This is a genomic window from Kitasatospora sp. NPDC017646 (assembly GCF_044329365.1).
Taxonomy (GTDB): Bacteria; Actinomycetota; Actinomycetes; order Streptomycetales; family Streptomycetaceae; genus Kitasatospora.
Genome location: NZ_JBIRJC010000017.1, coordinates 53358 through 79664, shown reverse-complemented (window position 1 = coordinate 79664; position 26307 = coordinate 53358). Strand labels below are relative to the sequence as shown.

Annotated in this window: 19 protein-coding genes; 9 read left to right on the top strand and 10 right to left on the bottom strand. The window is 72.2% G+C overall.

All coding sequences use genetic code 11. The features are described 5' to 3' along the window. Window positions 1-116: 116 nt before the first annotated feature. From ACH4J0_RS25280 to ACH4J0_RS25265, 4 genes are all read right to left on the bottom strand, one after another. Window positions 117-443: a zinc ribbon domain-containing protein gene (locus tag ACH4J0_RS25280; RefSeq protein WP_396242831.1), complete on the bottom strand. Its 327-nt coding sequence runs from the start codon at window positions 441-443 to the stop codon at window positions 117-119. Between the two features lie 231 nt (window positions 444-674). After that, on the bottom strand, window positions 675-1616 hold the full coding sequence (gene lepB / locus ACH4J0_RS25275; RefSeq protein WP_396242830.1) for a signal peptidase I: 942 nt from the start codon (window positions 1614-1616) through the stop codon (window positions 675-677). Between the two features lie 65 nt (window positions 1617-1681). Continuing rightward, window positions 1682-2278: a helix-turn-helix domain-containing protein gene (locus ACH4J0_RS25270; RefSeq protein WP_396242829.1), complete on the bottom strand. Its 597-nt coding sequence runs from the start codon at window positions 2276-2278 to the stop codon at window positions 1682-1684. Window positions 2279-2525: 247 nt separating this feature from the next. Further along, window positions 2526-4064, bottom strand: coding sequence for a hypothetical protein (locus ACH4J0_RS25265; protein ID WP_396242828.1), 1539 nt, complete (start codon window positions 4062-4064; stop codon window positions 2526-2528). Between the two features lie 296 nt (window positions 4065-4360). Between ACH4J0_RS25265 and ACH4J0_RS25260 the strand changes: the two genes are divergently transcribed. Further along, window positions 4361-5722 carry an FAD-dependent monooxygenase gene (locus ACH4J0_RS25260; protein WP_396242827.1) on the top strand — a complete coding sequence of 454 codons (1362 nt, stop codon included), beginning with the start codon at window positions 4361-4363 and terminating at the stop codon, window positions 5720-5722. A gap of 275 nt (window positions 5723-5997) precedes the next feature. After that, entirely contained in the window at window positions 5998-7599 is a 1602-nt protein-coding gene (locus tag ACH4J0_RS25255; protein WP_396242826.1) for an ABC-F family ATP-binding cassette domain-containing protein, read from the top strand. A 784-nt stretch (window positions 7600-8383) separates the two neighbouring features. On the opposite strand, the gene ACH4J0_RS25250 is transcribed toward ACH4J0_RS25255, so the two are convergent. Further along, complete coding sequence (locus tag ACH4J0_RS25250) at window positions 8384-9418, bottom strand: LacI family DNA-binding transcriptional regulator (protein WP_396242825.1); 1035 nt, start codon at window positions 9416-9418, stop codon at window positions 8384-8386. Window positions 9419-9692: 274 nt separating this feature from the next. On the opposite strand from ACH4J0_RS25250, the gene ACH4J0_RS25245 reads away from it, so the two are divergent. The 7 genes from ACH4J0_RS25245 (at window position 9693) to ACH4J0_RS25215 (ending at window position 20455) form a co-directional block, all read left to right on the top strand. Then, on the top strand, window positions 9693-11051 hold the full coding sequence (locus ACH4J0_RS25245; RefSeq protein WP_396242824.1) for an ABC transporter substrate-binding protein: 1359 nt from the start codon (window positions 9693-9695) through the stop codon (window positions 11049-11051). An 81-nt stretch (window positions 11052-11132) separates the two neighbouring features. Beyond that, complete coding sequence (locus tag ACH4J0_RS25240; protein WP_396242823.1) at window positions 11133-12116, top strand: carbohydrate ABC transporter permease; 984 nt, start codon at window positions 11133-11135, stop codon at window positions 12114-12116. A 5-nt stretch (window positions 12117-12121) separates the two neighbouring features. Then, complete coding sequence (locus ACH4J0_RS25235; protein WP_396242822.1) at window positions 12122-12982, top strand: carbohydrate ABC transporter permease; 861 nt, start codon at window positions 12122-12124, stop codon at window positions 12980-12982. 40 nt (window positions 12983-13022) lie between these two features. Beyond that, on the top strand, window positions 13023-14486 hold the full coding sequence (locus tag ACH4J0_RS25230; RefSeq protein WP_396242821.1) for a glycoside hydrolase family 1 protein: 1464 nt from the start codon (window positions 13023-13025) through the stop codon (window positions 14484-14486). A 213-nt stretch (window positions 14487-14699) separates the two neighbouring features. Continuing rightward, window positions 14700-17552 carry a glycoside hydrolase family 2 TIM barrel-domain containing protein gene (locus ACH4J0_RS25225; RefSeq protein WP_396242820.1) on the top strand — a complete coding sequence of 951 codons (2853 nt, stop codon included), beginning with the start codon at window positions 14700-14702 and terminating at the stop codon, window positions 17550-17552. 214 nt (window positions 17553-17766) lie between these two features. Beyond that, window positions 17767-20160, top strand: a complete 2394-nt coding sequence (locus ACH4J0_RS25220; protein ID WP_396242922.1) for a non-reducing end alpha-L-arabinofuranosidase family hydrolase — start codon at window positions 17767-17769, stop codon at window positions 20158-20160. A 121-nt stretch (window positions 20161-20281) separates the two neighbouring features. Beyond that, window positions 20282-20455 (top strand): hypothetical protein, encoded by a 174-nt coding sequence (locus ACH4J0_RS25215; protein ID WP_396242819.1) that lies wholly within the window; start codon window positions 20282-20284, stop codon window positions 20453-20455. A 61-nt stretch (window positions 20456-20516) separates the two neighbouring features. Here ACH4J0_RS25215 and aspA read toward each other — a convergent pair whose 3' ends face one another. The 5 genes from aspA to ACH4J0_RS25190 form a co-directional block, all read right to left on the bottom strand. Next, entirely contained in the window at window positions 20517-21926 is a 1410-nt protein-coding gene (aspA, locus tag ACH4J0_RS25210; RefSeq protein ID WP_396242818.1) for an aspartate ammonia-lyase, read from the bottom strand. Window positions 21927-21976: 50 nt separating this feature from the next. Continuing rightward, window positions 21977-22993, bottom strand: a complete 1017-nt coding sequence (locus ACH4J0_RS25205) for an asparaginase (protein ID WP_396242817.1) — start codon at window positions 22991-22993, stop codon at window positions 21977-21979. A gap of 101 nt (window positions 22994-23094) precedes the next feature. Then, window positions 23095-24534, bottom strand: a complete 1440-nt coding sequence (locus ACH4J0_RS25200; RefSeq protein WP_396242816.1) for an amino acid permease — start codon at window positions 24532-24534, stop codon at window positions 23095-23097. Beyond that, complete coding sequence (locus ACH4J0_RS25195) at window positions 24531-25208, bottom strand: FadR/GntR family transcriptional regulator (RefSeq protein WP_396242920.1); 678 nt, start codon at window positions 25206-25208, stop codon at window positions 24531-24533. Before ACH4J0_RS25195 ends, ACH4J0_RS25200 begins: the two co-directional genes overlap by 4 nt. 86 nt (window positions 25209-25294) lie before the next feature. Further along, window positions 25295-26083, bottom strand: coding sequence for a gamma-glutamyl-gamma-aminobutyrate hydrolase family protein (locus tag ACH4J0_RS25190; RefSeq protein WP_396242815.1), 789 nt, complete (start codon window positions 26081-26083; stop codon window positions 25295-25297). Window positions 26084-26307 lie beyond the last annotated feature (224 nt).

Sequence of the window (26307 nt, the reverse complement as noted above, 5' to 3'; positions counted from 1 at the left end):
CCCGCGTGGCCGTGTCTGGGCTGCCCCCCCCCGCCCCCCCCCCCCCCGCGCGGGGGGGGGCCCCCCCCCCCCCCGCGGGCCCCCCCCCCCCCCCGCCCGTTGCGGCTACCGGCCGCTCAACGCCGCGTCCCGCAGGACGGGCAGAACGCGGCCCCCTCCGGCACGTCCTTGTGGCACTGCCCGCACTGGGCGGGCTGCGCCAGCCTGGACCCGCAGCCCGGGCAGAACGGCGTGCCGTGGGTCTCGGTCCGGCACTGCGGGCAGACCAGTTGGCGCGGCGTGCGCACGTCGAACTCCGCACCGGACTGCTGGCCGACCTGGTACGCCCGGTCGCTCACCATGTCGTTGAGGCCGTGCCGCTGCGCCGCCGCCGCCTCCGCCGCGGTGTCCGGGGCGCAGGTGAAGCACAGGCCCTGATCCTCACGTCGTCCCCGGTCGCTCAAGTAGCCTGTCGGCAATCGCTCCCAGGGAGGACAGGGGGCTCCGAACGGTTCCGCCAAGAACTCCTGACACGCTCTTCACAACCCGCGGGGCCCTCGCCGGAACTCCGCGGCCGTGTGGGGTCCCGGCGGGTGGGGTCCCGGCGGGTGGGGTCCCGGCGGGTGGGGTCCCAACAGGTGGAGTTCCGGCGGCTGAGGTCCCGGCGGGTGGAGTTCCGGCTCGGCCCGTCCGGCTCAGCCCGTCCTGCGCCGCGACCGCCGGCGCCGCCACAGCGCGATCGGCACCACGCCGGCCAGGGCGAGCGCCGCCGGGGCCGGGGGCGCCTGCTCCGGAAGGGTGCCGGCGGCGTGCGAGGGCACCTCGTCGAAGGTGTCCGGGACGGGCAGGGTGGACCAGTTCGAGATCGGCCACGCCACCACGAAGGCCCGGCCGACCACGTCGTCGACCGGCACGAAGCCGTCCCCGGTGAGGTTGTGGTGCGGGCGGGAGTCCCGCGAGTTGTTGCGGTGGTCGCCCATCACCCACAGCTTGCCCTCGGGCACCGTGACGGTGCCGACCGGGTCGTTGTCGCAGGGCGTCGCCCCGGGGAACAGGTACGGCTCGTCCAGCGCGACCCCGTTCACCTTCACCGGGCTGCCCGCGTTGCACTCGACGGTGTCCCCGCCGACCGCGATCACCCGCTTGATCAGGTCCTTCTCGTCCGCCGAGGGCATCAGGCCGACGGTGCTCAGCACCTTCTGCACGCCGCCCATGAATCCGTCGTTCTTCGGCGCCGTTTCCTCCAGCCAGCCGCCCGGATCGTGGAAGACCACCACCTCGCCGCGTTCCGGCTCGGCGCCGAACCACGGGGTGAACTTGTCGACCAGCACCCGGTCGCCGATCTGCAGGGTGTTCTCCATCGAACCGGAGGGGATCGAGAAGGCCTGCACGAAGAAGGTCTTGATGCCGAGCGAGAGCAGCAGGGCGATCACCAGCAGGATCGGCAGCTCCTGCCAGAACGGGCGCTTCCTGCGCGCGGGCTTGGCACCGGTCTCGGGGGTCTTCGCCGACTCGGCCGCCGCCTCCTGCCCGGCCGCCGGCTGGTCACCCCCCGGCCCGGTACCGCCCGGTCCGGTCGTCGGCCTCCCCTCGGTTCCGCCGCTCTCGCCGGACTCCGTACTCTGCTGCACACTCATCTGATCGGCCCCTCCCGACGGCCTGGTGGGAGCCCGAAGCGGAGACTCCCTGACAGGGAACGAACCTACCGAACAGAGGTTCCCGGGCGCGCCCTGACATGGATGCGCTCACCCTGCGGGCCGAACAGGCTGAGGAACTCCACCGGCTGCGAACCGGCGTTGCCGAAGGCGTGCGGGGTCCGGGTGTCGAACTCGGCGGCCTCACCGGCCGTCAGCTCCAGGTCGTGCGGGCCGAGCACCAGCCGCAGCCTCCCGGACAGCACGTAGAGCCACTCGTAGCCCTCGTGGACCTTCAGCTCCAGCTCGGGCCCGGTGTTCCGACCGGGCGGCACGATGTGCTTGTACGCGTGCAGACCGCCGAGGTGGCGGGTGAGCGGAACGATGGTCCGGCCGTTCCTGGTCACCGGGCGGGGGTGGATCCGGGGGTCACCGGTGGCCGGGGCGCCGACCAGTTCGTCCAGGGGCACCCGGTACTCCCGGGCCAGCGGCAGGAGCAGCTCCAGGGTCGGCTTGCGCTGCCCGGACTCCAGCCGGGACAGCGTGCTGAGCGAAATGCCGGTCGCGGCTGCCAGTTTGGCGAGCGTGGTGCCGCGCTCCCGGCGCAGGGCCCGCAGCCGGGGGCCCACCGTGGTGAGGACGTTCTCGAACTCTTCGTCGGCCATGCCTGCTATTCGCCGGGACGGCAAGGGCGTTTGTCAATCCGGCACACCGGTGACGGCCTGCCCCGGGAGCGGCGGAGCACGCGGCGGGGCCCGGTGGCGATCCGCCGGTCGCCACCGGGCCCCGTCCTCCGCGTTCCCGCTTTCCGGACTTCCAGTCACCCGGACGGCCACCGCCGACCTCGCCCCGGGCCGTGCCAAGCCGATCCCCCCCCCCGGCCGACCGACCCCGGTGCCTCGGGGCGCCGCGCTACCGGTACTCGCGCAGTCGGGGCCGCACGCCCAGCGCGGTGAGGGCCAGCGCCGCCGCCAGCGCCGCTCCCGCCAGGGCCGCCGTTGTACCGCCGAGGTCGCCGTCCGTCGCCGCGACCGCCGCGTCCATCGCCGTCCGGTTGACCGCGATGGTGTCGTCCATCGCGGCGCTCAACTGCCCGAACTGGTAGTTGGACTGCCCCTTGGCGAGCCCCGTGTTGAGCGTGATCGCCTCCTTGAGCTTCCCCGCGTCGTGCAGGTCCCGCATGCGACGGTCGATCACCTGGTACTCCTGGAAGGCACCCAGGACCCGTTCCGCGGCGTCCCGTTCGCCGGGGAAGGTGATGTTGCGCAGTTCGCTGCCCAGGAACCCGCCGAAGGGGACGGCGGAGCGGTCGGCCCGGTGCCGGTCGAGCGCGTCCTGCAACTGGGAGCCGTAACTGCCCGTGGTCGCGCCGTCGAGGTGGACGACCGCCTGGCTCTGCTCCAGGTAGGCCTGCTCCCACACGGCCGCACGCCCCTGGTCGATCAGGTAGCGGCTCTCGTCGGCGTTCATGTCGTACGCGACGGCGCGGGCCCGGCTGAGCGCGATCACCGAGTCGTAGGCGTTGCTCTTGGCGGTCACCAGGTGGTCCTCGGTGCGGCCCACCAGGCTCAGCCCGGTCACCAGCACCACTGCGGCCAGCAGCGTGACGGCCGCCAACGCCGGGTTCACCACCCGGCGGTAGCGCACGGCCAGCACCCGCTGGAGCCCGACCAGCGCCGCGACGGCGAGCAGGCCGACGACGAACAGCCACCACCAACCGCTGTCCAGGGCCCCGCGCTGCTGGGCGTAGACGTGGTCGACGGTGGCCTCGTTCGCGGAGGTGACCTGGTCGGCGGCGGGAAGGAGCTGGTTGCGCAGCAGGTCGGAGGCCTGCCGGTAGGCGTCCAGAGCGGCGGGCGAGGGCTGGCCGGCCGGGGCCTTGGCCTGCTCCTCCAGCAGTTGGGCCCGGGCCACCAGGGCCTCGTAGCTGCCGAGCCGGCCGAGCACCAGCTGGACGGCGCGCTGCCCGGCCGGGTCGGCGGCGGCGGACTGGGCGGCCTGCTGGAGGTCGTCGTCGGCCTGGTTGCGGCGCTGCTCGTAGGTGTCCAGGGTCTGCTTGCGCAGCGCGGTGTAGTCCTGGTCGTCGCCGACCAGCAGCAGGTTGGCGGCCTGGGCGTCCATGTCGCTGAGCGCGAAGTAGAGGTCGGCGGCGCGGGTGGCCTGCGGGGCGGCCCGGTGGCCGATGGTGTCGGTGCCGTCGCGGGCGCCGCCGAGGACGGCGGTGGCGGTGGCGCCGAGGCCGATCAGGGCGGCCAGGCTCAGCGCGGTGAGGCCGCGGACCAGGCGCGGGGTGGTCCAGTAGGAGCGGCTGCCGACCGTCCGGAGGCCGTGGCCGAGCCGGGCCAGGGCGCCGGGCGGAACACCCGGTCCGGCCGCTGGTCCGGGGCCCTCGTCCCCTCCGGCGGCCTCCCCCTCCGAGGTGCCCGTTCTGCCCGCTGTCGAGGTGGTCATGACGCCACGTCCCTTTCCCCCGTCGCACGGTCCGCCCGGGGCTCCGGAGTGGAGCCCGAGCACAGAACCGTTTCTCTCCGCCGCGCGACGCTAGTGCTCCGCCACCTGCGACGGGGCGCTTCCTGACACCTCCTTGACGCCGCGCACCGGCCTCCTTGACGGTTCCTTAGCGCGGGCCGTAGGAGTACGCGTACGTACCCTCGGACCCGCGGCGACGTCAACCTGCCCGCCCTGCCGAGATGTTCGTCCAGCTGGAGCGATTACGGACCGGCGCCGCCGCCACTACGCTACGTCGCATGAATTCTTCGGAGACGGCCCCCGGGCGGGGCACGGCGGTGGTGATCGGCGGCGGACTGGCCGGCGTGGTGGCGGCCTGGGCGCTGCGCGGCTTCGCCGAGCGGATCGTCGTGGTGGAGCGGGACCGGTACCCGGAGGAGCCGGTGTTCCGGGCCGGGGTGCCGCAGGGCCGGCACGCGCACCTCGTGCTGGAGGCGGGCCACCGGGCGCTGGAGGAGCTGATGCCCGGCATCAATCAGGAGTTGACGGCCGCGGGCGCGCACCGGGTCTCCGCGTCGGGCGACCTCAAGTGGCTCAGCTCGGCCGGGTGGATGATCGACTACCCCGCCCGGATGTCCTTCCTCTCCTGCACCCGCCCGGTGCTGGACAAGCTGGTGCTGGACCGGGTCCGCACCGAGCCGTCGATCGAGTTCCTGGAGGCCACCGACGTGGTCGGCCTGCTCGGCTCGGCGCAGGCGCTGACCGGTGTGAAGGTCCGCGAGCGCGGCGCGGAGCGAGGCGAGGAGCGGGGCTCGGAACGGGGTGAAGTCCGGGAGATCCCGGCCGAATTGGTGATCGACGCCTCCGGCCGCTCGACCTCGGTGCCGAAGTGGCTCACCGAACTGGGCTGCCGCGCGGTGCCCGAGGAGCGGGTGGACGCGGGCGTCGCCTACACCTCCCGGCTGTTCCACCGCCCGTCCGGCGTCGACCTCGGCCACCAGGCCATCTACCTGCAGACCAAGGCCCCGGACAAGCCGCGGATGGGTGTGCTGCTGCCGGTGGAGGGCGACCGATGGATCGTCAGCCTGGCCGGGATGCGCGGCGCCGAACCCGAGCCCGGCGAGGAGGGCTTCACCAAGCACCTGTCCCAACTGCGCGACCCGGGCCTGCGCGAGATGCTGGGGGACGCCGAACCGGCGGGTGAGGTGCGCGGATTCCTCCCCGGCCCGGGCGTGCGGCGGCACTACGAGCGCAGCGCCCCCGCGGGCCTGGTCGCGGTCGGCGACGCCGCGAGCACCTTCAACCCGGTGTACGGCCAGGGCGTCACCGTCTCGCTGTTCTGCGCCCGGGTGCTGCGCCGGACGGCCATGCGGCACAGCGCAATCGGGCCCGCCACGGCCCGCGACGCCCGGCGGGAGATCGCGGCGGTGTCCAAGAACGCGTGGATGATGTCCTGCGCCGAGGACGTCCGCTTCGCCGCCACCACGGGCGGCCCCACGGGCGCCCTGATCAGGCTCCAGCACCGCTATCTGGACAAGGTGCTGCACGGCGCGACCCGCAACCCCGAGGTCACGGCGGCCTTCCACGAGGTGCTCTCCCTGGTCGAGCCGCCGACCCGGCTGTTCCACCCCTCGGTGGTCGCCGCCGTCCTGCGCGGCTGAGGGCCGCCCCGTACGGGAGTGCGCACCGGCACGGACCGATGCGCACCCCGTACGGCAGCGGCCCGATCCGGACGCTCCCGCTCGTTCGGGCGCTCCCGTTCGGCTGCGCCGACTCAACCGGATGCGCCGGCCCAACCGGGCGCTCCCGTAATTCGAATGCGCCCGTTCCGACCGGCCGCTACCCTGGCCGACATGTCGACGCCCCGAATTTCCTAGCTGACGGACCCGCCTCCACGCCACCCGTGTGTCCGTTAGCTGTTTCGGAGCGTTATCCAGTGATCACCACCCTTGGTGTCGACGTACGCGTCGGCGCCCGTCTGCTGCTGTCCGACGTCACCCTGCACATCGCCCCCGGCGACCGGATCGGCCTGGTCGGCCGCAACGGCGCCGGCAAGACCACCCTGCTCGCCACCCTCGCCGGGCAGCTGCCGCCCGCCGCCGGAACGGTCACCCGGACCGGCCCGGTCGGCTACCTCGCGCAGGACTCCCGCGCCGCCGACCCCGCCGTCACCGTCACCGACCGCGTCCTGTCCGCCCGCGGCCTGGACGCCGCCGTGCGCGCGCTGCGCGCCGCCGAGGAGGCGATGGCCTCGGCCGGCTCCCCGGCCGAGGAGCGCCGGGCGATGGACGCCTACGCGCGCGCCGACGCCCGGTTCCAGTCCCGCGGCGGCTACGCGGCGGAAGCCGAGGCCGCCCGGGTCGCGGCCGGGCTCGGGCTGCCCGCCCGGGTGATGGACTCCCCCGTCGGCACGCTGTCCGGCGGTCAGCGCCGCCGGGTCGAGCTGGCCCGCATCCTGTTCGCCGACCACGGCACCCTGCTGCTGGACGAGCCCACCAACCACCTGGACGCCGACTCGACCGCCTGGCTGCGCGGCTTCCTCGCCTCCCACCAGGGCGGGCTGGTCCTGATCAGCCACGACCTCGGCCTGCTGGCGGGCACCGTCAACCGGGTCTTCCACCTGGACCCGCAGCGCGCCGTGATCGACGTCCACAACACCGGCTGGCAGGCCTACCTGGCCCAGCGCGCGGCCGACGAGCGCCGCCGCACCCGGGAGCGGGCCAACGCCGAACGCAAGGCCGCCGCCCTGCACGCCCAGGCCGACCGGATGCGGTCCAACGTCGCCACCGCGACCACCGCCCGCAGCATGGCCCGCCGCGCCGACCGGATGCTCGCCGAACTCGAACCCGTCCGGCAGGCCGAGCGCACCGCCCGGATCCGGCTGCCCGAGCCCGCGCCCTGCGGCCGGATGCCGCTCGGCGCCGTCAGCCTCGTCAAGGCCTACGCCGGCCGGGCGGTGCTGAGCGGCCTGGACCTCGCCGTCGACCGCGGCAGCCGACTGGTCGTACTCGGCCTGAACGGCGCCGGCAAGACCACACTGCTGCGCATCCTGGCCGGCCACGAGCAGCCGGACTGCGGCCGGGTCGTTCCCGGCAGCGGCCTGCGGCTCGGCTACTTCGCCCAGGAGCACGACACCCTCGACCCGGCGCTCAGCGTCCGCGACAACCTCGCCCTGGCCGCGCCCGATCTGACCGACGGCGAAGTGCGGACCGTCCTCGGCACGTTCCTGTTCCGCGGCGACGACGCCGACAAGCCGGCGGGCGTGCTGTCCGGCGGCGAGAAGACCCGGCTGGCCCTGGCCTCCCTGGTCCACTCCGGCGCCAACGTGCTGCTCCTGGACGAGCCGACCAACAACCTGGATCCGGCCTCCCGCGCGGAGGTCCTGGCCGCGGTCGGCACCTACCCGGGGGCGATCGTGATGGTCACCCACGACCCGGGCGCCATCGAGGCCCTGCGACCCGACCGGGTCCTGCTCCTGCCGGACGGCGACGAGGACCTCTGGCACGACGAGTACCTGGACCTGGTCGTCCAGGCCTGATGTTCCGCTCGGCCCGCCGGTCTCCCCGGCGGGCCGATCGCCCCCTTGCGGCGGCGCGCTCCGGCCTGCGCGCCTCGCTCAGGAAGCACCCCGAACGGCCCCTGGGCCACCGGGACGCCCGTTCGCGCGTCGGCACGGTGTCGACCCCGGACGGCCTCGTCCTCCCCGGCGCCTCCGAGGACCTGCCGGCCACCGGCGAACAACCGGTTCGCCCCCAATCGGCGGAGACGGCGAAGCCGAAGTCGGTGGCACCGGTGCGCCGGGCGGAGCCGACCCGGCAGGGCCGTCGGTGGACCACCAGCGCACCCTGCGGGCTCGCGCGGACCGGAACCGGCTCGGGCAGCCGCCGCTGCGGTGGCAGCAGATGGCCGCTCGCTCCGGACCGCCGTGATGACGGCCGTCGGTCCCGGGCCACTGAGCGGCGAGACCTTCGACGCCGGGTTGCTGCTCACCGGCGCGGAAACCGCCGTGCCATCAGGCACCCGCCCGTACCACCGAATGGCAGCTGGGAAGCGCCCGCAGGGGCCGGCGGGGTCGGCCGGCGGGCCCACCGGGGCCGGACCACGGCGGCGACCGGCGCGGAGCCGTGTCCAGGGGCGGTGGGCTGCCCCGGCGCGCCGGCGTGCAGGTCTCAGCGTCTTTTGGAAGCGCTCCCACGGGTACGGACGGCCTTTCGCGGGCCCTGTCCGGATGTGAAGGGATCGCCGCAACCCGAAGCGGGCGCGTTCCCACCCTCCTTCCGCGATCCCGCCAGGAATCCCCCGCCCGTCGGGACCGGCTCCGGTCACGAGGAGTCCCGTACCACCAGTTCCGTCGGCAGGACCGTCTGCCGACGGAACCGGCCCGGCCGGGCGATCTCGTCGAGCAGCGACCGGACCATCAACCGTCCCATCTCCTCAGTCGGTTGACGGACACTGGTGAGCGGCGGCTCGGTGTGCCGGGCCACCACGGAGTCGTCGAAACCGACCACGGCGACGTCCTGCGGCACCCGCCGGCCCGCCTCGCGCAGCGCCTGCAACGCACCCGCCGCCGTCAGGTCCGAAGCGCAGAACACCGCGTCCAGCCCGGGCCGGCGGGCGAGCAGTTCCCGCATGCCCTCGCGGCCGCCGCGCTCGGTGAAGTCCCCGTGGGCGACGAGCCCCTCGTCCGCCGGTACCGCCGCCTCGACGAGCGCCTGGCGGTACCCGGCCAGGCGCGCCGCGGCGCCCTCCATGTCGAGCGGCCCGGTGACGGTCCCGATGGCCGTCCTGCCCCGGGACAACAGGTGCCGGACGGCCGCCCGGGCACCGCCCGCGTTGTCGGCGTGGACGTAGCTCAGCGGTTCCTGCTCCGAGCGGCGGCCGCCGAGCACCGCGGGCAGCTCCAGCCGCTCCAGCAGCTCGGGGAGCGGATCGTCCTGGTGCACCGAGACCAGCAGGACGCCGTCCACCCGGCGGGCGGTGAGGTAGCGGGTCAGCCGTTCCCGCTCGTGCTCGTCACGCACCAGCACCAGCAGCAACTGCAGGTCGGAATGCGCGAGTTCGGCGGAGACCCCGGTGATGATGTCGGAGAAGTAGGGCTCGGAGCTCAGTTTCGCGACGCTCTCGGGGATGACCAGGGCGACCGCGTCGGTCCGGGAGGTGACCAGGGAGCGCGCCGCCTGGTTGGGGACGTAGCCCAGTTCGGCGATGGCCTGCTCGACCGCCGCCCGGGCCTTGGCGCTGACCTTGGGCGAGCCGTTGACGACCCGGGACACCGTGCCCCGGCCCACTCCGGCCCGCGCTGCCACCGCCTCCAGGGTGGGACGGGCAGCGGGCTGCGGCTGCTCGGCTCGACTCATGATCGTTCTCCCGGCGGACGGTGCACGGACGGCGGACGGCGGACGGCCGCGGCGGGGGCGTGGGCACGACACGGTCCGGTAACGGAGCCCTTGCCCACCCTTGACACGACCTCGCGCGGCGAAGCAATCTTCCCACATCATTGTGAGAGCGCTCCCATACGCACTCCCGTTCGCCTTCGCACGCATTCGCACTCCCACCAGTTCCGAGCACCGCCCGCGCCGTCCCACTAGCGCGGCACAGCCATGCACCCAGCCTGGACAAGGAGATTCGGCCATGCGGAACCCGGGCACCACCCACGGCGGCAGAGCCACCGCCCACCTCCCCCTGCGCAAGGTTCCCAAGCCGTTGCTGAGCGCCGCGACCGCCGCCCTGTGCGCCCTGCTGGTCGCCGGGTGCGACAGCTCGGGCTCCGGCTCGGGCGGCACCGCGGCCTCCGACGCCAAGATCACCCTGACCGTCGGCGACTACGGCACGTTCGGCTACAAGGAGGCCGGCTTGTACGACGCCTACATGCGGGAGCACCCCGGCATCACCATCGTGGAACACACCGTCGAGCAGGAGACCGACTACTACCCCGCCCTGCAGACCCACCTCGCCTCCGGCAGCGGCCTGGACGACATCCAGGCGATCGAGGTCGGCCGGATCGCCCAGGTGGTGAAGAAGCAGGCGGACAAGTTCGTCGACCTCGGCAAGGCGGACGGGGTCGACAAGGGCGCGTTCCTGCCGTGGAAGGCGCGGCAGGCCAGCACGACGGACGGTCGCACCGTCGGCCTGGGCACCGACATCGGCCCGATGGCGATCTGCTACCGCAAGGACCTGTTCCAGCAGGCCGGGCTGCCCACCGACCGCGAGGAGGTGGCCAAGCTCTGGCAGGGCGACTGGGCCAAGTTCGTCGAGACGGGCAAGCAGTACCAGGCCAAGGCACCCGCCGGCACCTTCTTCACTGACTCCGCCGGCGGCCTGTTCAACGCCGTGGTGTCCTCCAGCACCACCCAGTACGACAACAGCAGCGGCGAGCTGGACTACAAGAACAGCCCCAGCGTCAAGAACGCCTGGGACCTGGCGACCGGCGCGGTCCAGGCCGGGATCAGCGCCGGCCTCAAGCAGTTCGACACGCCGTGGTACCAGGCGTTCGCCAATTCCAGGTTCGCCACGGTCGCCTGCCCGTCCTGGATGACGGCCGTCGTCGCCGACAAGTCCGGGAGCGCGAACAAGGGCAAGTGGGACATCGCCACCCCGCCGGCCGCCGGGAACTGGGGCGGCTCCTTCCTCGCCGTACCGAAGGCCGGCAGGCACCAGAAGGAGGCCGCGGCACTCGCCGCCTGGCTCACCGCACCCACTCAGCAGGCCAAGGTCTTCACCACGGTCGGCAACCTGCCGTCCAACGCCCAGGCACTGAGCCGGCCGGAGGTGCAGAACGCCGTACTCGACTTCTTCGGCGACACGCCCACCGGCCGGATCTACGCCGCCACCGCGCAGTCCATCCAGCCGACCGTGATCGGCGAGTGGGACGGCCTGGTCAAGGACACCCTCACCAACGGCGCCCTGCTCAGCATCGAGCAGCACCAGAGCGACCCCGCGAAGGCGTGGAGCAACGCCGTCAAGGAGATCGACGACAAGGTCAGCGACTGACGCCCGGTCTCGCCGCCGTCCGCCGCCCCGCCCCTGCCCGGCCGGGCGGGGACGGCCCCGCCCTCCAGAGAGGTCCCCACCATGCTCGACGAGGCCGTCCCGGCCACTCCCCTCGGCAGGCCACGCCCCGCTCCCCCGCCGCCCCGCCCCTGGCGCGCCCGGCTCTACCGGTGGGACCTCAAGGCCTCGCCGTACCTGTACGTCGCGCCGTTCTTCCTCTGCTTCCTCGCCTTCGGCCTGTTCCCGCTGATCTACACGGGCTGGGTCTCCCTGCACAGCGTCGACCTGCAGACGTCCGACCAGATGCAGTGGCGCGGCTTCGACAACTACACCCGGCTGCTCCACGACGACCTGTTCTGGAACGCCCTGCGCAACACCGTCACCGTCGGCCTGCTGTCCACCGTGCCCCAATTGCTGATGGCCCTCGGTCTGGCGCACCTGCTGAACTACCGCCTCCGCGGCCGCGGCTTCTTCCGGATCGCGATGCTCGCGCCGTACGCCACCTCGATCGCGGCCGCGACCCTGGTGTTCACGCTGCTGTTCGGGCGGGACTACGGGATGATCAACTGGCTGCTGGGCAACCTCGGCCTGGGCAACGTCGACTGGGAGGGCGGCACCTGGAGCTCCCAGATCGCCATCTCCACGATCGTCACCTGGCGCTGGACGGGCTACAACGCCCTGATCTACCTCGCCGCCATGCAGGCCGTCCCGCAGGACCTGTACGAGGCGGCCGCGCTCGACGGCGCCAACCGGTGGCAGCAGTTCCGGCACGTCACGGTGCCCTCCATCCGGCCCACCATCCTGTTCACCGTCGTGGTCTCCGGCATCGGGGCCACCCAGCTCTTCGGTGAGCCACTGCTGTTCGGCGGCGGAGCGACCGGTCACAGCGGCGGCTCGGCGCACCAGTACCAGACCCTCGGGCTGTACCTGTACGACCAGGGCTGGTACGCCTTCCACCTCGGCCGGGCCGCCGCCGTGGCCTGGACGATGCTGCTGATCCTGCTGGCCATCGGCGCGCTCAACCTCGCCCTGGTCCGCGTCCGCCGCGCCCGGAACGGAGGTTGAGAGCGATGGCCGTCAACCCGGGACGACGGCGCGCGGGAGCCCGCGGCCTCACCGGAGCCGGACCCTTCACGTACGCGGTGCTGATCCTCGTCGCCGTCCTGTCCCTGTTCCCGCTCTACTGGACGCTGGTCGGCGCCTCGACCTCCGGCAGCCGGATCGCGCAGACCCCACCCCCGCTGCTGCCCGGCGGGAACCTGTGGCACAACCTCGACATCGCCTGGAACCAGGTCCACATGGGCAGGGCGCTGCTCAACTCGGTGGTGGTGGCGAGCTGCGTGACCACCAGCACCGTGCTGTTCGCGACGCTGGCCGGCTTCGCCTTCGCCAAACTGCCCTTCCGGGGCCGCAACGCGCTGCTGAGCCTGGTGGTGGCGACCATGACGGTGCCCGCCCAGCTGAGCGTCATCCCGCTGTACCAGATCATGGCGCGGCTGCACTGGACCGACCGGCTGCAGTCGGTGGTCCTGCCCAACCTGGTGGCCGCGTTCGGGGTGTTCTTCATGCGCCAGTTCCTGTCGGAGGCACTGCCGGTCGAACTGGTCGAGGCCGCCCGGATGGACGGCGCGAGCAGCCTGCGGATCCTGTGGAGCGTGGTGCTGCCGATCGCCCGGCCCGGGATGGCCGTGCTCGGCATGCTGGTCTTCGTGCAGTCCTGGAACGACTTCTTCTGGCCACTGATCGCGCTGAGCCAGAGCAATCCCACCGTCCAGGTCGCGCTGGCCGGTCTCGGCGGCGGATCGTACGACTCCGACCAGGCCGTCATCCTCACCGGCTCGCTGCTCGGCACCGCACCGCTGCTGCTGGTGTTCGCCCTGCTGGGCAGGCAGGTCGTCGGCGGCATCACCGCCGGCGCCGTCAAGAACTGACGAACACTCGATCCTCCCGCCAGAAACGGAGAAGCCAGCGATGACTTCCGCACGGACCGGTTCGGCCCCGGTCGACACCTCCGTCTCCGCCTTCCCCACCGGTTTCCTCTGGGGAGCCGCGACGGCGGCCTACCAGATCGAGGGGGCCGTCGACGTGGACGGCCGGGCCCCCTCGATCTGGGACACCTTCAGCCGCACCCCGGGACGGACGGCCGGGGGCGACACCGGTGACCGCGCCACCGAGCACTACCGCCGCTACCGGCAGGACGTCCGGCTGATGAGCGAACTGGGCCTGGGCGCCTACAGGTTCTCGGTGTCCTGGTCCCGGGTCCAGCCGACGGGCCGCGGGCCGGCCCTCGAACGGGGCCTGGACTTCTACCGGCGCCTGGTGGACGAGCTGCTGGAGCACGGCATCCGGCCCGCCGTGACGCTCTACCACTGGGACCTGCCACAGGGCCTGGAGGACCTCGGGGGCTGGCCCGCCCGCAACACCGCGGGACGGTTCGCCGACTACGCCGCGCTGGTGGCCGACGCCCTCGGCGACCGGGTCGGCATCTGGACCACCCTCAACGAACCCTGGTGCTCGGCCTTCCTCGGTTACGGCTCGGGGGTTCACGCTCCGGGCCGTGCCGACTGGACGGCCGCCCTGCGCGCGGCCCACCACCTCAACCTCGGCCACGGCCTCGCGGTCGAGGCGCTGCGCGCGGCGCTGCCCCGGGACGCGCGGATCGCCGTGTCGCTCAACCTGCACGAGGTGCGGCCGCTCACCGCGTCCGCCGCGGACCGCGAGGCCGCCCGCCGGATCGACGCGGTGGGCAACCGCGTCTTCACCGGACCGATGCTGAACGGCGCCTACCCCGACGACCTGCTCGCCGACACGGAACACCTGGTCGACTGGCAGGCGCTGGTCCACGACGGCGACCTGGCCGCGATCGCCCGGCCGGTGGATCTGCTGGGCGTCAACTACTACACACCGACCGTGGTTTCGGCCCTGCCGCACGGGAAGGCCCCGGACGCCGCGACCGCGAGCGACGCGGGCCACGGCGAGGGTGCCCGGTCCCCCTTCGCCGGCTGTGCCGACGTGCTCTTCCACCGCGCGCCCGGCCCGCGCACCGCCATGGGCTGGCCGATCGACCCGACCGGCCTGACCGACCTGCTGCTGCGGCTCCACCGCGAACACCCAGGTCTGCCGTTGATGGTCACCGAGAACGGCGCCGCCTTCGACGACCGGCTGACGCCGGAGGGCACGGTGCGCGACCCGCAGCGCATCTACTACCTTCGCGGACACCTCGACGCCGTCCGGCGGGCGATCGCCGCCGGAGCGGACGTGCGGGGCTACTTCCTCTGGTCGCTGATGGACAACTTCGAGTGGGCGTGGGGCTACGGCAAACGGTTCGGTCTGTACTACGTGGACTACGCCACCCAGACCCGGACCGCCAAGGACAGTGCCCGGTGGTACGCGGAGGTGATCCGCCGGAACACGCTGCCTGACCTGCCCGGGTGAGGGCGCCGGGTTGAGCGCCGCTCCCGAGTAGCGTGTCTGCTCCCGAGCGGCTTTCCGCTCCCGAGTAGCGTGTCGGTCGTGCTGATCGACTCGTCGGGGGCGCGGCCGCACCCGCGCTCCCGCTGACGAACTGCCGATCCAGCGCGCGCGACACGTCCGCATCGCCCGTCCACAATCCCCGTCCACACGGATCATGCAGGGAGCGCCCAAGGGATGACGAACGACTACCTCGAGAACTGTTCCCCGGGCCGCGGAGCCTTGCCGCCCCGCGCCTGGTACGCCTCGTCGAGCGCCCTGAGCCTGTCGCTGAACGGCAGTTGGCTGCTGCGGCTCTCGCCGACGGCCGACGCCCGGGACGAGTCCTTCGCCGAGCCCGGATTCGACGCCGCCGACTGGGCGGAAGTGACCGTCCCGGGGCACTGGGTCCTTCAGGGCGACGGCGCCTTCGGCCGGCCCGCGTACACCAACCACCAGTACCCCTTCCCGGTCGACCCGCCACGCGTGCCGACGGAGAACCCGACCGGCGACCACCTGTACCGCTTCGACCTGCCCGAGGACTGGCCGGCCGACGGCGGCGCGGTACTGCGCTTCGACGGTGTCGAGTCCTGCGCCCGCGTCTGGCTCAACGGCACCCGGCTCGGCGAGTTCAAGGGCTCCCGCCTGCCGCACGAGTTCGCCGTCGGCCACCTGCTCGAGCGAAGCGGCAACGTGCTCGCCGTACGCGTCCACCAGTGGTCGGCGGGCTCCTACCTGGAGGATCAGGACCAGTGGTGGCTGCCCGGCATCTTCCGCGATGTCACCCTGCGACACCGCCCCGGTGGCTGCGCGGGCGACTTCTTCGTGCACTCCTCCTTCGACCACCGCACGGGTGAGGGCACCCTCCGCGTCGAATCCGACATCGACGGGCGAGTGTCCGTGCCGGCCCTGGGCATCGACGTCGCGACGGGAGCCACGGTCACGGTGCCGGTGCGGCCGTGGTCCGCCGAGGTGCCGACGCTGTACGACGGCGAGCTGGTCACCTCCGGCGAGCGCGTGCCACTGCGGATCGGCTTCCGCACCGTGGAGCTGGCCGACGGCCTGATCAAGGTCAACGGCACAGCGGTGCTCTTCAAGGGCGTCAACCGCCACGAGTGGCACCCCGGGACCGGACGTGCCCTCGACCTGGAGACCATGCGCCGGGACGTCCTGCTGATGAAGCGGCACAACATCAACGCCGTCCGCACCGCGCACTACCCGCCCCACCCGGCCTTCCTCGACCTGTGCGACGAGTACGGCCTGTGGGTCGTCGACGAGTGCGACCTGGAGACCCACGGCTTCACCGAACAGGACTGGCGCGACAACCCCGTCGACGACGACCGCTGGACCCCCGCCCTGCTCGACCGCGCCGCCCGCACGGTCGAGCGCGACAAGAACCACCCCTCGGTCGTCATCTGGTCGCTGGGCAACGAGGCCGGCACCGGACGGGGCCTGACCGCGATGGCGGAATGGATCCACCACCGCGACCCCTCCCGCCTCGTGCACTACGAGGGCGACCCTGACAGCCGCGACACCGACATGTACTCCCGGATGTACGCCGGACACGCCGAGGTCGAGCAGATCGGCCGGAAACTGGACGGCGGCACCCACAAACGCCGCCAACTGCCCTTCGTCCTCTGCGAGTACGGCCACGCCATGGGCAACGGCCCCGGCGGGCTCGCCGACTACCAGAGACTGTTCGAGACCTACGACCGGCTCCAGGGCGGGTTCGTCTGGGAGTGGATCGACCACGGCATCACCCATCCCGAGCTCGGCTACGCCTACGGCGGCGACTTCGGCGAGGAACTGCACGACGGCAATTTCGTCTGCGACGGCCTGATCTTTCCCGACCGGAGGCCTTCCCCCGGTCTGCTGGAGTACAAGAAGGTCATCGAGCCCGTCCGCATCCACGGCGACGGCACCAACGGCACCGTGACGGTCACCAACGGATACGACTTCGCCGACCTCGGCGCGCTGGCCTTCGAGTGGTCGTACCAGGTGGACGGCGAAACGGTCGAGACCGGCCCACTGCTCGTGCCGGAGCTCACGCCCGCCGAATCGGCGGAGTTGAAGCTGCCGCCGCCGCCCGCCGGCCACGAGGCCGGTGAGGCGCAGTGGACGGTACGGGCGGTGCTGGCGGCCGACACCGCATGGGCTCCCGAGGGCCACGAGGTCGCGTGGGGCCAGTTCCCGGTGACCGCACGGACGCGGCCGGTCCTCCGTCCTGCCTTCGGACCCGTCGCGCGTGACGGCGCGATCACCCTCGGCCCGGCCCGCTTCGACGCCCGTACCGGTGCGCTCAAGGCCGTCGGCACCGTCGAGGTCAGCGGCCTGCGGCTCGACGTGTGGCGGGCTCCCACTGACAACGACGAGGGCACCGACTGGCTGACCGGCACCCGAACCGCCGCCCTGTGGCGCGACTGCGGTCTGCACCGCATGCGGCACCGGCTGGACGCGGTGGAACTCGGCGAGAACGCACTGACCGTCCGGACCCGAGTGGCTCCGGCGGCCCGGGAGTTCGGCCTCGACACGGCCTACCGCTGGACCAGCGACGGCGACCGCCTGCGGCTGACCGTTTCGGTGCGGCCCGACGGCGAATGGCCCGTGCCGCTGCCCCGCCTCGGCGTACGGCTCGCGCTGGCCTCGGCGGACGAGGTGCGCTGGTTCGGCGCCGGCCCCCAGGAGGGGTACCCGGACACCAGGACCGCCGCCAGGCTCGGCCGCTACGAGTCCACGGTCGACGGGCTGCAGACGCCCTACCTGCGCCCGCAGGAGAACGGCGCACGGGCCGACGTCCGCTGGGTCGAGATCGGCGGCCTGCGCGTCGAGGGCGACCCGGCCTTCTACTTCACCGCCCGCCGCTGGACCACCGAGCGACTGGACGCGGCCGCCCACCTCACCGACCTCACGCCGGGCGACGCCGTGTGGGTCAACCTCGACCACGCCCTGCACGGCATCGGCACCGCCTCCTGCGGGCCGGGCCCGCTGCCCCGGTACCAGCTGCGGGCGGAAAGGGGCCAGTTCTCCTTCGTCTTCTCACAGCTCCGCTGACGGACGCCCACCCGGCAACCCCGCCCCGGCGGGACGAGGGTTGCGCCACTCTCCGGCTCGACGAGACATTCCTCCCCGATCACGGCAACCTTTCTCCGTCCAGCGGCAACTGACGGGTGACCGGGGCCTCGACCGAGGCCCCCACCGACGCCAGAAGGACAAGCCTTTGCCAGATCAGAACCGCTCCCACCGCCGCCGTCCGGCAACCCGCCGCCTGATCGCCACCGCCGTGGTGCTCGCCGCCGTGGGTGCTGCCGTACCGCTGGTAGCCCAGGCCGCACGCACACCGAATACCGGCACGCCGACCACACTTGGTGCGGCAGCGGCCGGCAGCGGGCGCTACTTCGGCACGGCTGTCGCCGCCGGCAGGCTCGGCGACCCGACGTACTCCGCCGTCCTGGACCGGGAATTCACCATGGTCACCCCGGAGAACGAGATGAAGTGGGACACCGTCGAACCCTCCCGCGGGTCGTTCAACTTCGCCCCCGCCGACTCGATCGTCGGCCACGCCTCCGCGCACGGCCAGCGCATGCGCGGCCACACCCTTGTCTGGCACTCCCAACTGCCCGACTGGGTCAAGTCCACCACCGACCCGAACACCCTGCGCAGCGTGATGGACAACCACATCACCCAGGAGATGACCCACTACAGGGGCAAGATCTACGCCTGGGACGTGGTCAACGAGGCGTTCGCCGACGGCGGCAGCGGTCAGCACCGCGACTCGGTGTTCCAGAACGTGCTGGGCAACGGCTTCATCGAGGAGGCCTTCCGCACCGCGCGCAACGCCGACCCCTCGGCCAAGCTCTGCTACAACGACTACAACATCGAGAACTGGTCCGACGCCAAGACCCAGGGCGTCTACAACATGGTCAAGGACTTCAAGTCCCGCGGCGTACCCATCGACTGCGTCGGCTTCCAGAGCCACTTCGCCGCGAGCGGCCCGCCGACCAGCTTCCGGACCACTTTGTCCAGCTTCGCCGCGCTCGGCGTGGACGTCCAGATCACCGAACTCGACATCGCCCAGGCGTCCACCACGGCGTACACCAACGCCGTCCAGGACTGCCTCGACGTCCCTCGCTGCACGGGCATGACCGTGTGGGGCATCCGCGACAGGGACTCGTGGCGCACCGGTGAGAACCCGCTGCTGTTCGACAACAACGGCCACGGGAAGCCCGCCCACAACGCGGTACTCACCACCCTGGGCAGCGCCGGCGGCAGCACCCCGGACGGCGGCATCACCTCCGGCACCGTCTACACGCTCTCCGGCGTGGCCTCCGGTCGCGTCCTCGACGAGCCCGCGGGACAGAACGGCAACGGCACCCCGCTCCAGGTCTGGGACGCCAGCGGCGCCACCAACCAACAGTGGCGCGCCACCAAGAACGACGACAACTCCTACACCCTTACCAACCTCGCCAGCGGCCGGGTACTGGACGAACCCGGGGACCGGACCGGCAACGGGACGCGGATGCAGGTCTGGGACTCCAACACCGGCGCCAACCAGCACTGGAAGGCCACCGGGAACAGCGACGGGTCGTACACGCTGACCAACGTCGCCAGCGGCCGAGCCCTTGAGACCCCCGGCAACCAGAGCGCCAACGGCACTCCCGTCCAGGTCTGGGACTCCTGGGGCGCCACCAACCAGCACTGGAACCTCAGGTCGTCCGGTTCGTCGGCTCCGGCACCGACGCCGCCGGGTGGCTCGTGTGCTCTTCCGTCGACGTACCACTGGTCGTCCACGGGCGCGCTGGCGCAGCCGGCGAACGGCTGGGGCGCGCTGAAGGACTTCACGAACGTGGTGTACAAGGGCAAGCACCTGGTCTACGCGTCGAACGTGAACGGGTCGTCCTACGGCTCGATGGCGTTCGCCCCCTTCACCAACTGGGCGGACATGGCCTCGGCCGGTCAGACCGGAATGAAGCAGAACGCGGTGGCGCCCAGCCTGTTCTACTTCGCGCCCAAGAACATCTGGGTGCTGGCGTACCAGTGGGGTCAGTGGCCGTTCATCTACCGCACCTCCAGCGACCCGACCGACCCCAACGGCTGGTCCGCGCCGCAGCCGCTGTTCACCGGCGGCATCCCGGGCTCCGGCACCGGTCCGATCGACCAGACCCTGATCGCCGACGACCAGAACATGTACCTGTTCTTCGCCGGTGACAACGGCAGCATCTACCGGGCGAGCATGCCGATCGGGAACTTCCCCGGCAACTTCGGCTCCTCCTACACGACGGTCATGAGCGACACGGTGAAGAACCTCTTCGAGGCGCCGCAGGTCTACAAGGTCAAGGACCAGAACCAGTACCTCATGATCGTCGAGGCCCGGGGCGCGAACGACCAGCGCTACTTCCGCTCCTTCACCGCCACCAGCCTGAACGGCTCGTGGACCCCGCAGGCCGCCACCGAGAGCAACCCCTTCGCGGGCCGTGCCAACAGCGGTGCCGGCTGGACCAACGACATCAGCCACGGCGACCTGGTCCGCAACAACCCCGACCAGACCATGACCATCGACCCCTGCAACCTCCAACTCCTCTACCAAGGCCACACCCCTGGCGCCACCGGCCCCTACGACCAACTCCCCTGGCGCCCCGGACTCCTCACCCTGACACGCTGACGAAGCAGAGGCCGCACTCGCCCCTCCGGGACCGACACGGCCTCCCGGGGCGCCCGCTCGAGAGCGCGGGCGCCCCGGGGTCGGGCTCCGATCCCGCGCACTCGCTGCGGCAACGCGGGCGGTGGCGAGACGGGCGCGCCCGGCCAGCCTCACCGCGGAGGGCCGCGCGCGCCTGGCCGCCGTCCAGGACGCCGCCTACGCCGTCGAGCGACACATCACGGCGGCGATCCCGCCCGAGCGCGTGACGGCGCTGCTCGCCGACCTCGACCGCAGGGCGGCGGCTCTGGAACGGTGACCGGCCGTCGGGATCACCGCCGACCGGGAAGCCGGGGCGGACGCCGACCACGGCACCGCACTCAGACCACGGCCGCGCCGCTGCCGGCGATGACCTCGGGCCGCAGGAGGGCGGCGAGCCGCTCCGCCGGCAGCAGACCCTTCTCCAGCACGAGTTCCGCCACACCGCGGCCGCTCGCGAGCGCCTCCTTGGCGATGTCGGTGGCGGCCGTGTACCCGATGTGCGGGTTGAGGGCGGTCACGAGACCGATGGAATTCTCGACGGTCGCACGCAGCACATCGGTGTTGGCGGTGATGCCGACGACGCAGCGTTCCGCGAGGGTGAGGCAGGCGGCACGCAGATGGGTGATCGACTCCGACAGCGAGTGCAGGATGATCGGCTCGAAGGCGTTGAGCTGGAGCTGCCCCGCCTCGGCGGCCATGGTGATCGCGACGTCGTTGCCGATCACCTCGAAGGCGACCTGGTTGACGACTTCGGGGATCACCGGGTTGACCTTCCCGGGCATGATGCTCGAACCGGCCTGCACCGGCGGCAGGTTGATCTCGCCGAGGCCCGCGCGCGGCCCGGAGGAGAGCAGTCGCAGGTCGTTGCAGGTCTTCGACAGCTTGACGGCGATGCGCTTGAGCACGCCGGACATCTGGACGAAGGCGCCGCAGTCCTGGGTGGCCTCGACCAGGTTGGCGGCGGTGACCAGGGGTAGCCCGCAGACGTCCGCGAGGTGGCGGCGGGCGGCCTCGGCGTATCCGGTCGGGGCGTTGAGGCCGGTGCCGATCGCGGTGGCACCGAGGTTGATCTCGTGGATCAGCTCGACGGCCTCCGCGAGCCGGCTGCGGTCCTCGTCCAGCATGACCGCGAAGGCCGAGAACTCCTGACCGAGGGTCATCGGCACGGCGTCCTGCAGCTGCGTGCGGCCCATTTTGAGGACGTCCCGGAACTCGACGGACTTGCGGGCGAAGGCGTCCTGGAGGACGGCCATCGCGTCGAGCAGGCCGCGCACCGCGTAGACGGTCGCGATCCGGACGGCGGTCGGGTAAACGTCGTTGGTGGACTGGCCGAGGTTGACGTCCTCGTTGGGGTGCAGGTGCGGGTACTCGCCCTTGGCGTGTCCCAGCAGCTCCAGCCCCCGGTTGGCGATGACCTCGTTGGCGTTCATGTTGGTCGAGGTCCCGGCGCCGCCCTGGATGACGTCGACGACGAACTGGTCGTGCAGCTTTCCGCCGCGTATCTCCCGGCAGGCGGCGACGATCGCGGCGGCCTTCCGGGGCTCCAGCAGGCCGAGTTCCTCGTTGGCGAGGGCGGCGGCCTCCTTGACGGCGGCGAGGGCGTCGATCAGGTGCGGGTAGGCGGAGATGGGCGTGCCCGTGATGGGGAAGTTCTCCGTGGCACGCAGGGTGTGGACGCCCCAGTAGGCGTCGGCGGGGACGTCCCGGTTTCCGAGCAGGTCGTGTTCGCTCCGGGTGGCGGTCGTCATCGTGTGCGGGTCCTCTTCCTGAGGTGGGATGGTCACGGGTCGGGGGTCGGTCACGCGGGACGGGTGAGGGCGTGCGGCGCCAGTGCCGGCACCGGCCGTACGCTGCCGACGCGCCGGCCGCCGCCCGCCGTCGCCTCACCGGCGCAGTCCACCAGCAGGCGGGGGTCGACTCCCGCCAGCGCCAGGGCGGCGGCCGCCACCGGGATCCGCGCCCGGTTCGCGCCGTCCGCGATCTTCACCGCGACGGCGCGGCCGTCCGGCAGTGCGGCGATCTGGACGCCCTCGAAACCGTCCTTGGCGAGCAGCCCGGGCACCGCGCGCATCAGCGCGGCCGTGTCGCGTCCGGTCCCCGACGCCATCTCCGGGTGACCGCGCAGCGCGTCCGCGACCCTGAGTTCGGGAGTGCCCGGCGGCGCCGTGGCGATGCGGGCGGCGGCACGGGCCAGGCCGTGCAGGGAGACGGCGAACAGCGGGGTGCCGCAGCCGTCCACGCTGACATGGGCGGCGCTCTGGCCGGTGAGCTCCTGGACGACCTCGGCTATAGCGGTCTGGAGCGGGTGCGCGGGGTCGAGGTACGTCGCCAGCGGCCAGCCGTTGAGCTTGCAGAGGTAGAGCATCGCGGCGTGCTTGCCGGAACAGTTCTGGGCGAGGCGGGAGGGCGGACGCCCACCCCTCACCCAGGTGTCCCGCACCGCCGGGTCGTACGGGAGGTCAGGGACGTTGCGCAGGTGGCCCTCGCCGAGCCCGGCCAGTTCGAGGATCCGCCGGGTGCCCGCGAGGTGGCGCTCCTCCCCCGAGTGGCTGGCCATCGCGAGGGAGAGGAGTTCGCCGTCGAGCGGCAGCCCGGCGCGCACCATGGCCACGGCCTGGAGCGGCTTGAGCGCGGATCGTGGGTAACAGGCGACCTCGATGTCGCCGAGCCGGAACCGGACTCCGCCGTCCCCGTCGAGGACGACGACGGAGCCGTGGTGGACCCCCTCGATGATGCCGCCACGGGTGACGTGGGCTACGGGGGCGTGCCGGGGCTCACGGATCGCGGGTGCGTCCGCGGGGGAACTTCTGTGCATCACTGCCTCGATCGATGGTGGGTCACTGCCGGTCCGTCGGCCGGGCGGCGCCCCTCGACAGCCGCGGGGACGGTCCCCGCGTCGAAGGCCGCCGCCCGGTGTCAGCCGTCGGTCCGGGCACCGGCGCGCGCGAGTCGGCCGCGGATCGCGTACCAGCCGGCGACCAGCACGGCGGCGATCAGCGGTACGCACAGCACGGTGGTGCGTCCGGCGCCGCCGTCGGCGTACATCAGGACCAGGACGGTGGCGAGGAAGGCCAGCGTCACCAGCTCCGTCCAGGGCGAGCCCGGCAGCCGGTAGCCGGGGCGGGTCAGTTCGCCGGCCCGGGCCTTCCGCCAGAAGAAGAGGTGGCAGACCATGATCATGCCCCAGGTCGCGAGGATGCCGATCGCCGCGAGGTTGAGCACGATCTCGAACGCGTCGGCGGGCACCACGAAGTTGAGACCCACACCGAGGACGCACATGCCGCTGGTGAGCAGGATGCCGCCGTAGGGCACCTGGCGGCGGCTCATCCGGGCGGTGAAGCGCGGGGCCGAGCCGTTGACGGCCATGGAGCGCAGGATGCGGCCGGTGGAGTAGAGGCCGGAGTTGAGCGAGGACATCGCCGCGGTGAGGACCACCAGGTTCATCACGCTGCCGGCCGCCGGCACGCCGATGTGGGAGAGCACGGTCACGAACGGGCTCTGGCCGGCGGTGTACCTGTTCCACGGCAGCAGCATCGACAGCAGGAGCACCGAACCGACGTAGAACAGGCCCACCCGCCACATGATCGAGTTGATCGCCTTCGGCATGATCTCCTCGGGGTTCTCGGTCTCACCCGCGGTGACGCCGACCAGTTCGACGGAGGCGTAGGCGAAGACGACGCCCTGGATGATCAGCAGCATCGGCAGCAGACCGTTGGGGAAGACGCCGCCGTTGTCGATGATCAGGGAGGGACCGGGCACGGCTCCGTCCACCGGCTGCCGGGTGACCAGGAGGAAGATCGCGATGCCCATGAAGACGACCAGCGCGCTGACCTTCACGATGGCGAACCAGAACTCCAGCTCACCGAAGATCCGCACCGAGATGAGGTTCACGGTGAGGACGAGCGCCAGGGCTACGAGGGCGATCACCCACTGCGGGACGTCGGAGAAGAGGTGCCAGTAATGGGTGTACGTGGCCACCGCGGTGATGTCGGCGATGCCGGTGGTCGCCCAGTTGAGGAAGTACATCCAGCCCGCGGTGTACGCCCCCTTCTCGCCCAGGAACTCCCGGGCGTAGGAGACGAAGGCTCCGGAGGACGGCCGGTACAGGACGAGTTCGCCGAGTGCTCTCACGACGAGGAAAGCGAAGACACCACAGACCGCGTAGGCGACGAAGAGGGAGGGCCCGGCTTGGGCGAGACGGCCGCCGGCGCCGAGGAAGAGGCCGGTGCCGATGGCACCGCCGATGGCGATCATGTTGACGTGCCGGGGTCTCAGGGACTTGCTGTAGCCGGTGTCCCCGGCGTCGACGTGTCGGGTGGAGGGGCGCTTCTCGTCCTTGAGGAACTGCTCGCTCACGCCTCGGGTCTGCCTTCTGTCGGGGGGTGCGCGCGTTGGGGGCGCACGATGTCTGTGAGGGTCGCCTCGACGCGGTGCAAGTGGTGGGACATGGCCTCCACCGCATCCGGCTCGGAACCGTCGACCAGCGCTTCGACGATCGCCCGGTGCTCGCAGTTGGACTGCTCGCGACGATCGCCCAGCTCGTTGAGGAAGGCCGACTGACGCGCCAGTGCGTCGCGGATCTCCTCGATGACCCGGCGGAAGACCGGGTTACGGGAGGCCTCGGCCACCGCCAGGTGGAAGACGGTGTCCAGCGCGACCCACGCCGTGGTGTCGGTCTCCCGCTCCATCCGGTCGAGCAGGTGGGCCAGGTGGTCCAGGTCCTCCGGGGTGCGGCGCAGCGCCGCGTAGCCCGCGACCGGGATCTCGACGTGCCGGCGCACCTCCAGGAGGTCGCTGGCGGCGTAGTCGCCGAAGGTGGGGTCCTCCACCGTGTTCGCCACGACGAAGGTCCCCTTCCCGGTCTTCGAGACGGTCAGTCCCATGGCCTGGAGGGCCCGGAGCGCCTCCCTCAGCACCGGGCGGCTGACCGCCAGGGTGCGGCACAGCTCCGCTTCGGAGGGGAGCTTGTCCCCCACCACGTACTCGCCGCGCTCGATGGCGCCGCGGAGATGGCCGAACACCGCTTCCATGGCGCTCACGCGCCGGGGCATCGGACTGGCTGTCTGGCTGTCTGACAGGTTCACGGGCTGATCCTCGGGGATGCCGTTCGGTGCTGTCAAGACGGCCGGGCCGACGAAACAACTCCACTGGAATATCGCCTCGTTGGCGTACCGCGCCCGGTAGCACGGCCCGGTTCGGCACTCGCGGTGGACCCCGCCGCAGCCACCAGTGCGCGCAGCACCGCCGAGTCGAAACCCATCTCGGGATGCCACTGCACGCCCACGGCGAAGCGGTGCCGGGTGCTCTCGATCGCCTCGATGGTGCCGTCCGCCGTACGGGCGGCCACGACCAGACCGGCCCCGAGGGACTCCACCGCCTGGTGATGGTGCGTGGCGACCTGGCTGGTGCCCGGAAGGAGTGCGCCCATCCGCGTCCCGGCCACCGTGGTGACGGCGTGCGGCGCGAAGTGCCCCCCGTGCGGGTTGTGGCCGTGGTGGCCCACCTCGTCCGGCAGGTGCTGGACGAGGGTGCCGCCCGCGTGCACGTTCATCAGCTGCATCCCCCGGCAGACCCCGAGGACCGGTATGTCGCGTGCGAGGGCGGCCGCCAGCACGGCCCGTTCCCAGCGGTCGCGTTCGCGTACCGGCGGCCCCGTGCAGGGGTGCGGCTGCGCTCCGTACAGCGCGGGGTCCAAGTCCTCGCCACTGGTCAGGACGACCCCGTCCAGGCGCCCGACGACGCCGGCCGCCGCGTCCGGCGCGTCCGGTGGCAGCAGGACGGCAGAGCCGCCCGCCGCCCGCAGGCAGCTGGTGTACGCCGCGGGCAGCAGCGCGGCGGGCAACTCCCACTCACCCCACCGGGCGTCGGTGAGGTACGTGGTGAGTCCGATGAGTGGCTTGCGCATACCACTTCCTTCCAGGGCTGGGGACCGATGGTCGACCGCCGTCTCCTCCACGGCCCACCGCCCGGCACACACGTGCCGGCGGCTGGACTGCGGAGGAGGGGGTGCACGGCGCTGCGGCGCACGGATGCGCCCGCGGTGGCGAAGCGCTCGGCCACGGCGCGGAGGGGCGGAGGCTTGCGCAACCGGGCCGCAAGCAAGAATCCTGCTGCCGTTCACCCTTAAGG

What these genes read in the sequence shown, in the direction of transcription:
- ACH4J0_RS25195 (WP_396242920.1), bottom strand. Translation starts at nt 25,208, where the DNA reads ATGGAAGCGGTGTTCGGCCATCTCCGCGGCGCCATCGAGCGCGGCGAG.
- ACH4J0_RS25230 (WP_396242821.1), top strand. Translation starts at nt 13,023, where the DNA reads ATGACTTCCGCACGGACCGGTTCGGCCCCGGTCGACACCTCCGTCTCC.
- ACH4J0_RS25190 (WP_396242815.1), bottom strand. Translation starts at nt 26,083, where the DNA reads ATGCGCAAGCCACTCATCGGACTCACCACGTACCTCACCGACGCCCGG.
- ACH4J0_RS25260 (WP_396242827.1), top strand. Translation starts at nt 4,361, where the DNA reads ATGAATTCTTCGGAGACGGCCCCCGGGCGGGGCACGGCGGTGGTGATC.
- lepB (WP_396242830.1), bottom strand. Translation starts at nt 1,616, where the DNA reads ATGAGTGTGCAGCAGAGTACGGAGTCCGGCGAGAGCGGCGGAACCGAG.
- ACH4J0_RS25235 (WP_396242822.1), top strand. Translation starts at nt 12,122, where the DNA reads ATGGCCGTCAACCCGGGACGACGGCGCGCGGGAGCCCGCGGCCTCACC.
- aspA (WP_396242818.1), bottom strand. Translation starts at nt 21,926, where the DNA reads ATGACGACCGCCACCCGGAGCGAACACGACCTGCTCGGAAACCGGGAC.
- ACH4J0_RS25245 (WP_396242824.1), top strand. Translation starts at nt 9,693, where the DNA reads ATGCGGAACCCGGGCACCACCCACGGCGGCAGAGCCACCGCCCACCTC.
- ACH4J0_RS25225 (WP_396242820.1), top strand. Translation starts at nt 14,700, where the DNA reads ATGACGAACGACTACCTCGAGAACTGTTCCCCGGGCCGCGGAGCCTTG.
- ACH4J0_RS25205 (WP_396242817.1), bottom strand. Translation starts at nt 22,993, where the DNA reads ATGCACAGAAGTTCCCCCGCGGACGCACCCGCGATCCGTGAGCCCCGG.
- ACH4J0_RS25250 (WP_396242825.1), bottom strand. Translation starts at nt 9,418, where the DNA reads ATGAGTCGAGCCGAGCAGCCGCAGCCCGCTGCCCGTCCCACCCTGGAG.
- ACH4J0_RS25270 (WP_396242829.1), bottom strand. Translation starts at nt 2,278, where the DNA reads ATGGCCGACGAAGAGTTCGAGAACGTCCTCACCACGGTGGGCCCCCGG.
- ACH4J0_RS25265 (WP_396242828.1), bottom strand. Translation starts at nt 4,064, where the DNA reads ATGACCACCTCGACAGCGGGCAGAACGGGCACCTCGGAGGGGGAGGCC.
- ACH4J0_RS25240 (WP_396242823.1), top strand. Translation starts at nt 11,133, where the DNA reads ATGCTCGACGAGGCCGTCCCGGCCACTCCCCTCGGCAGGCCACGCCCC.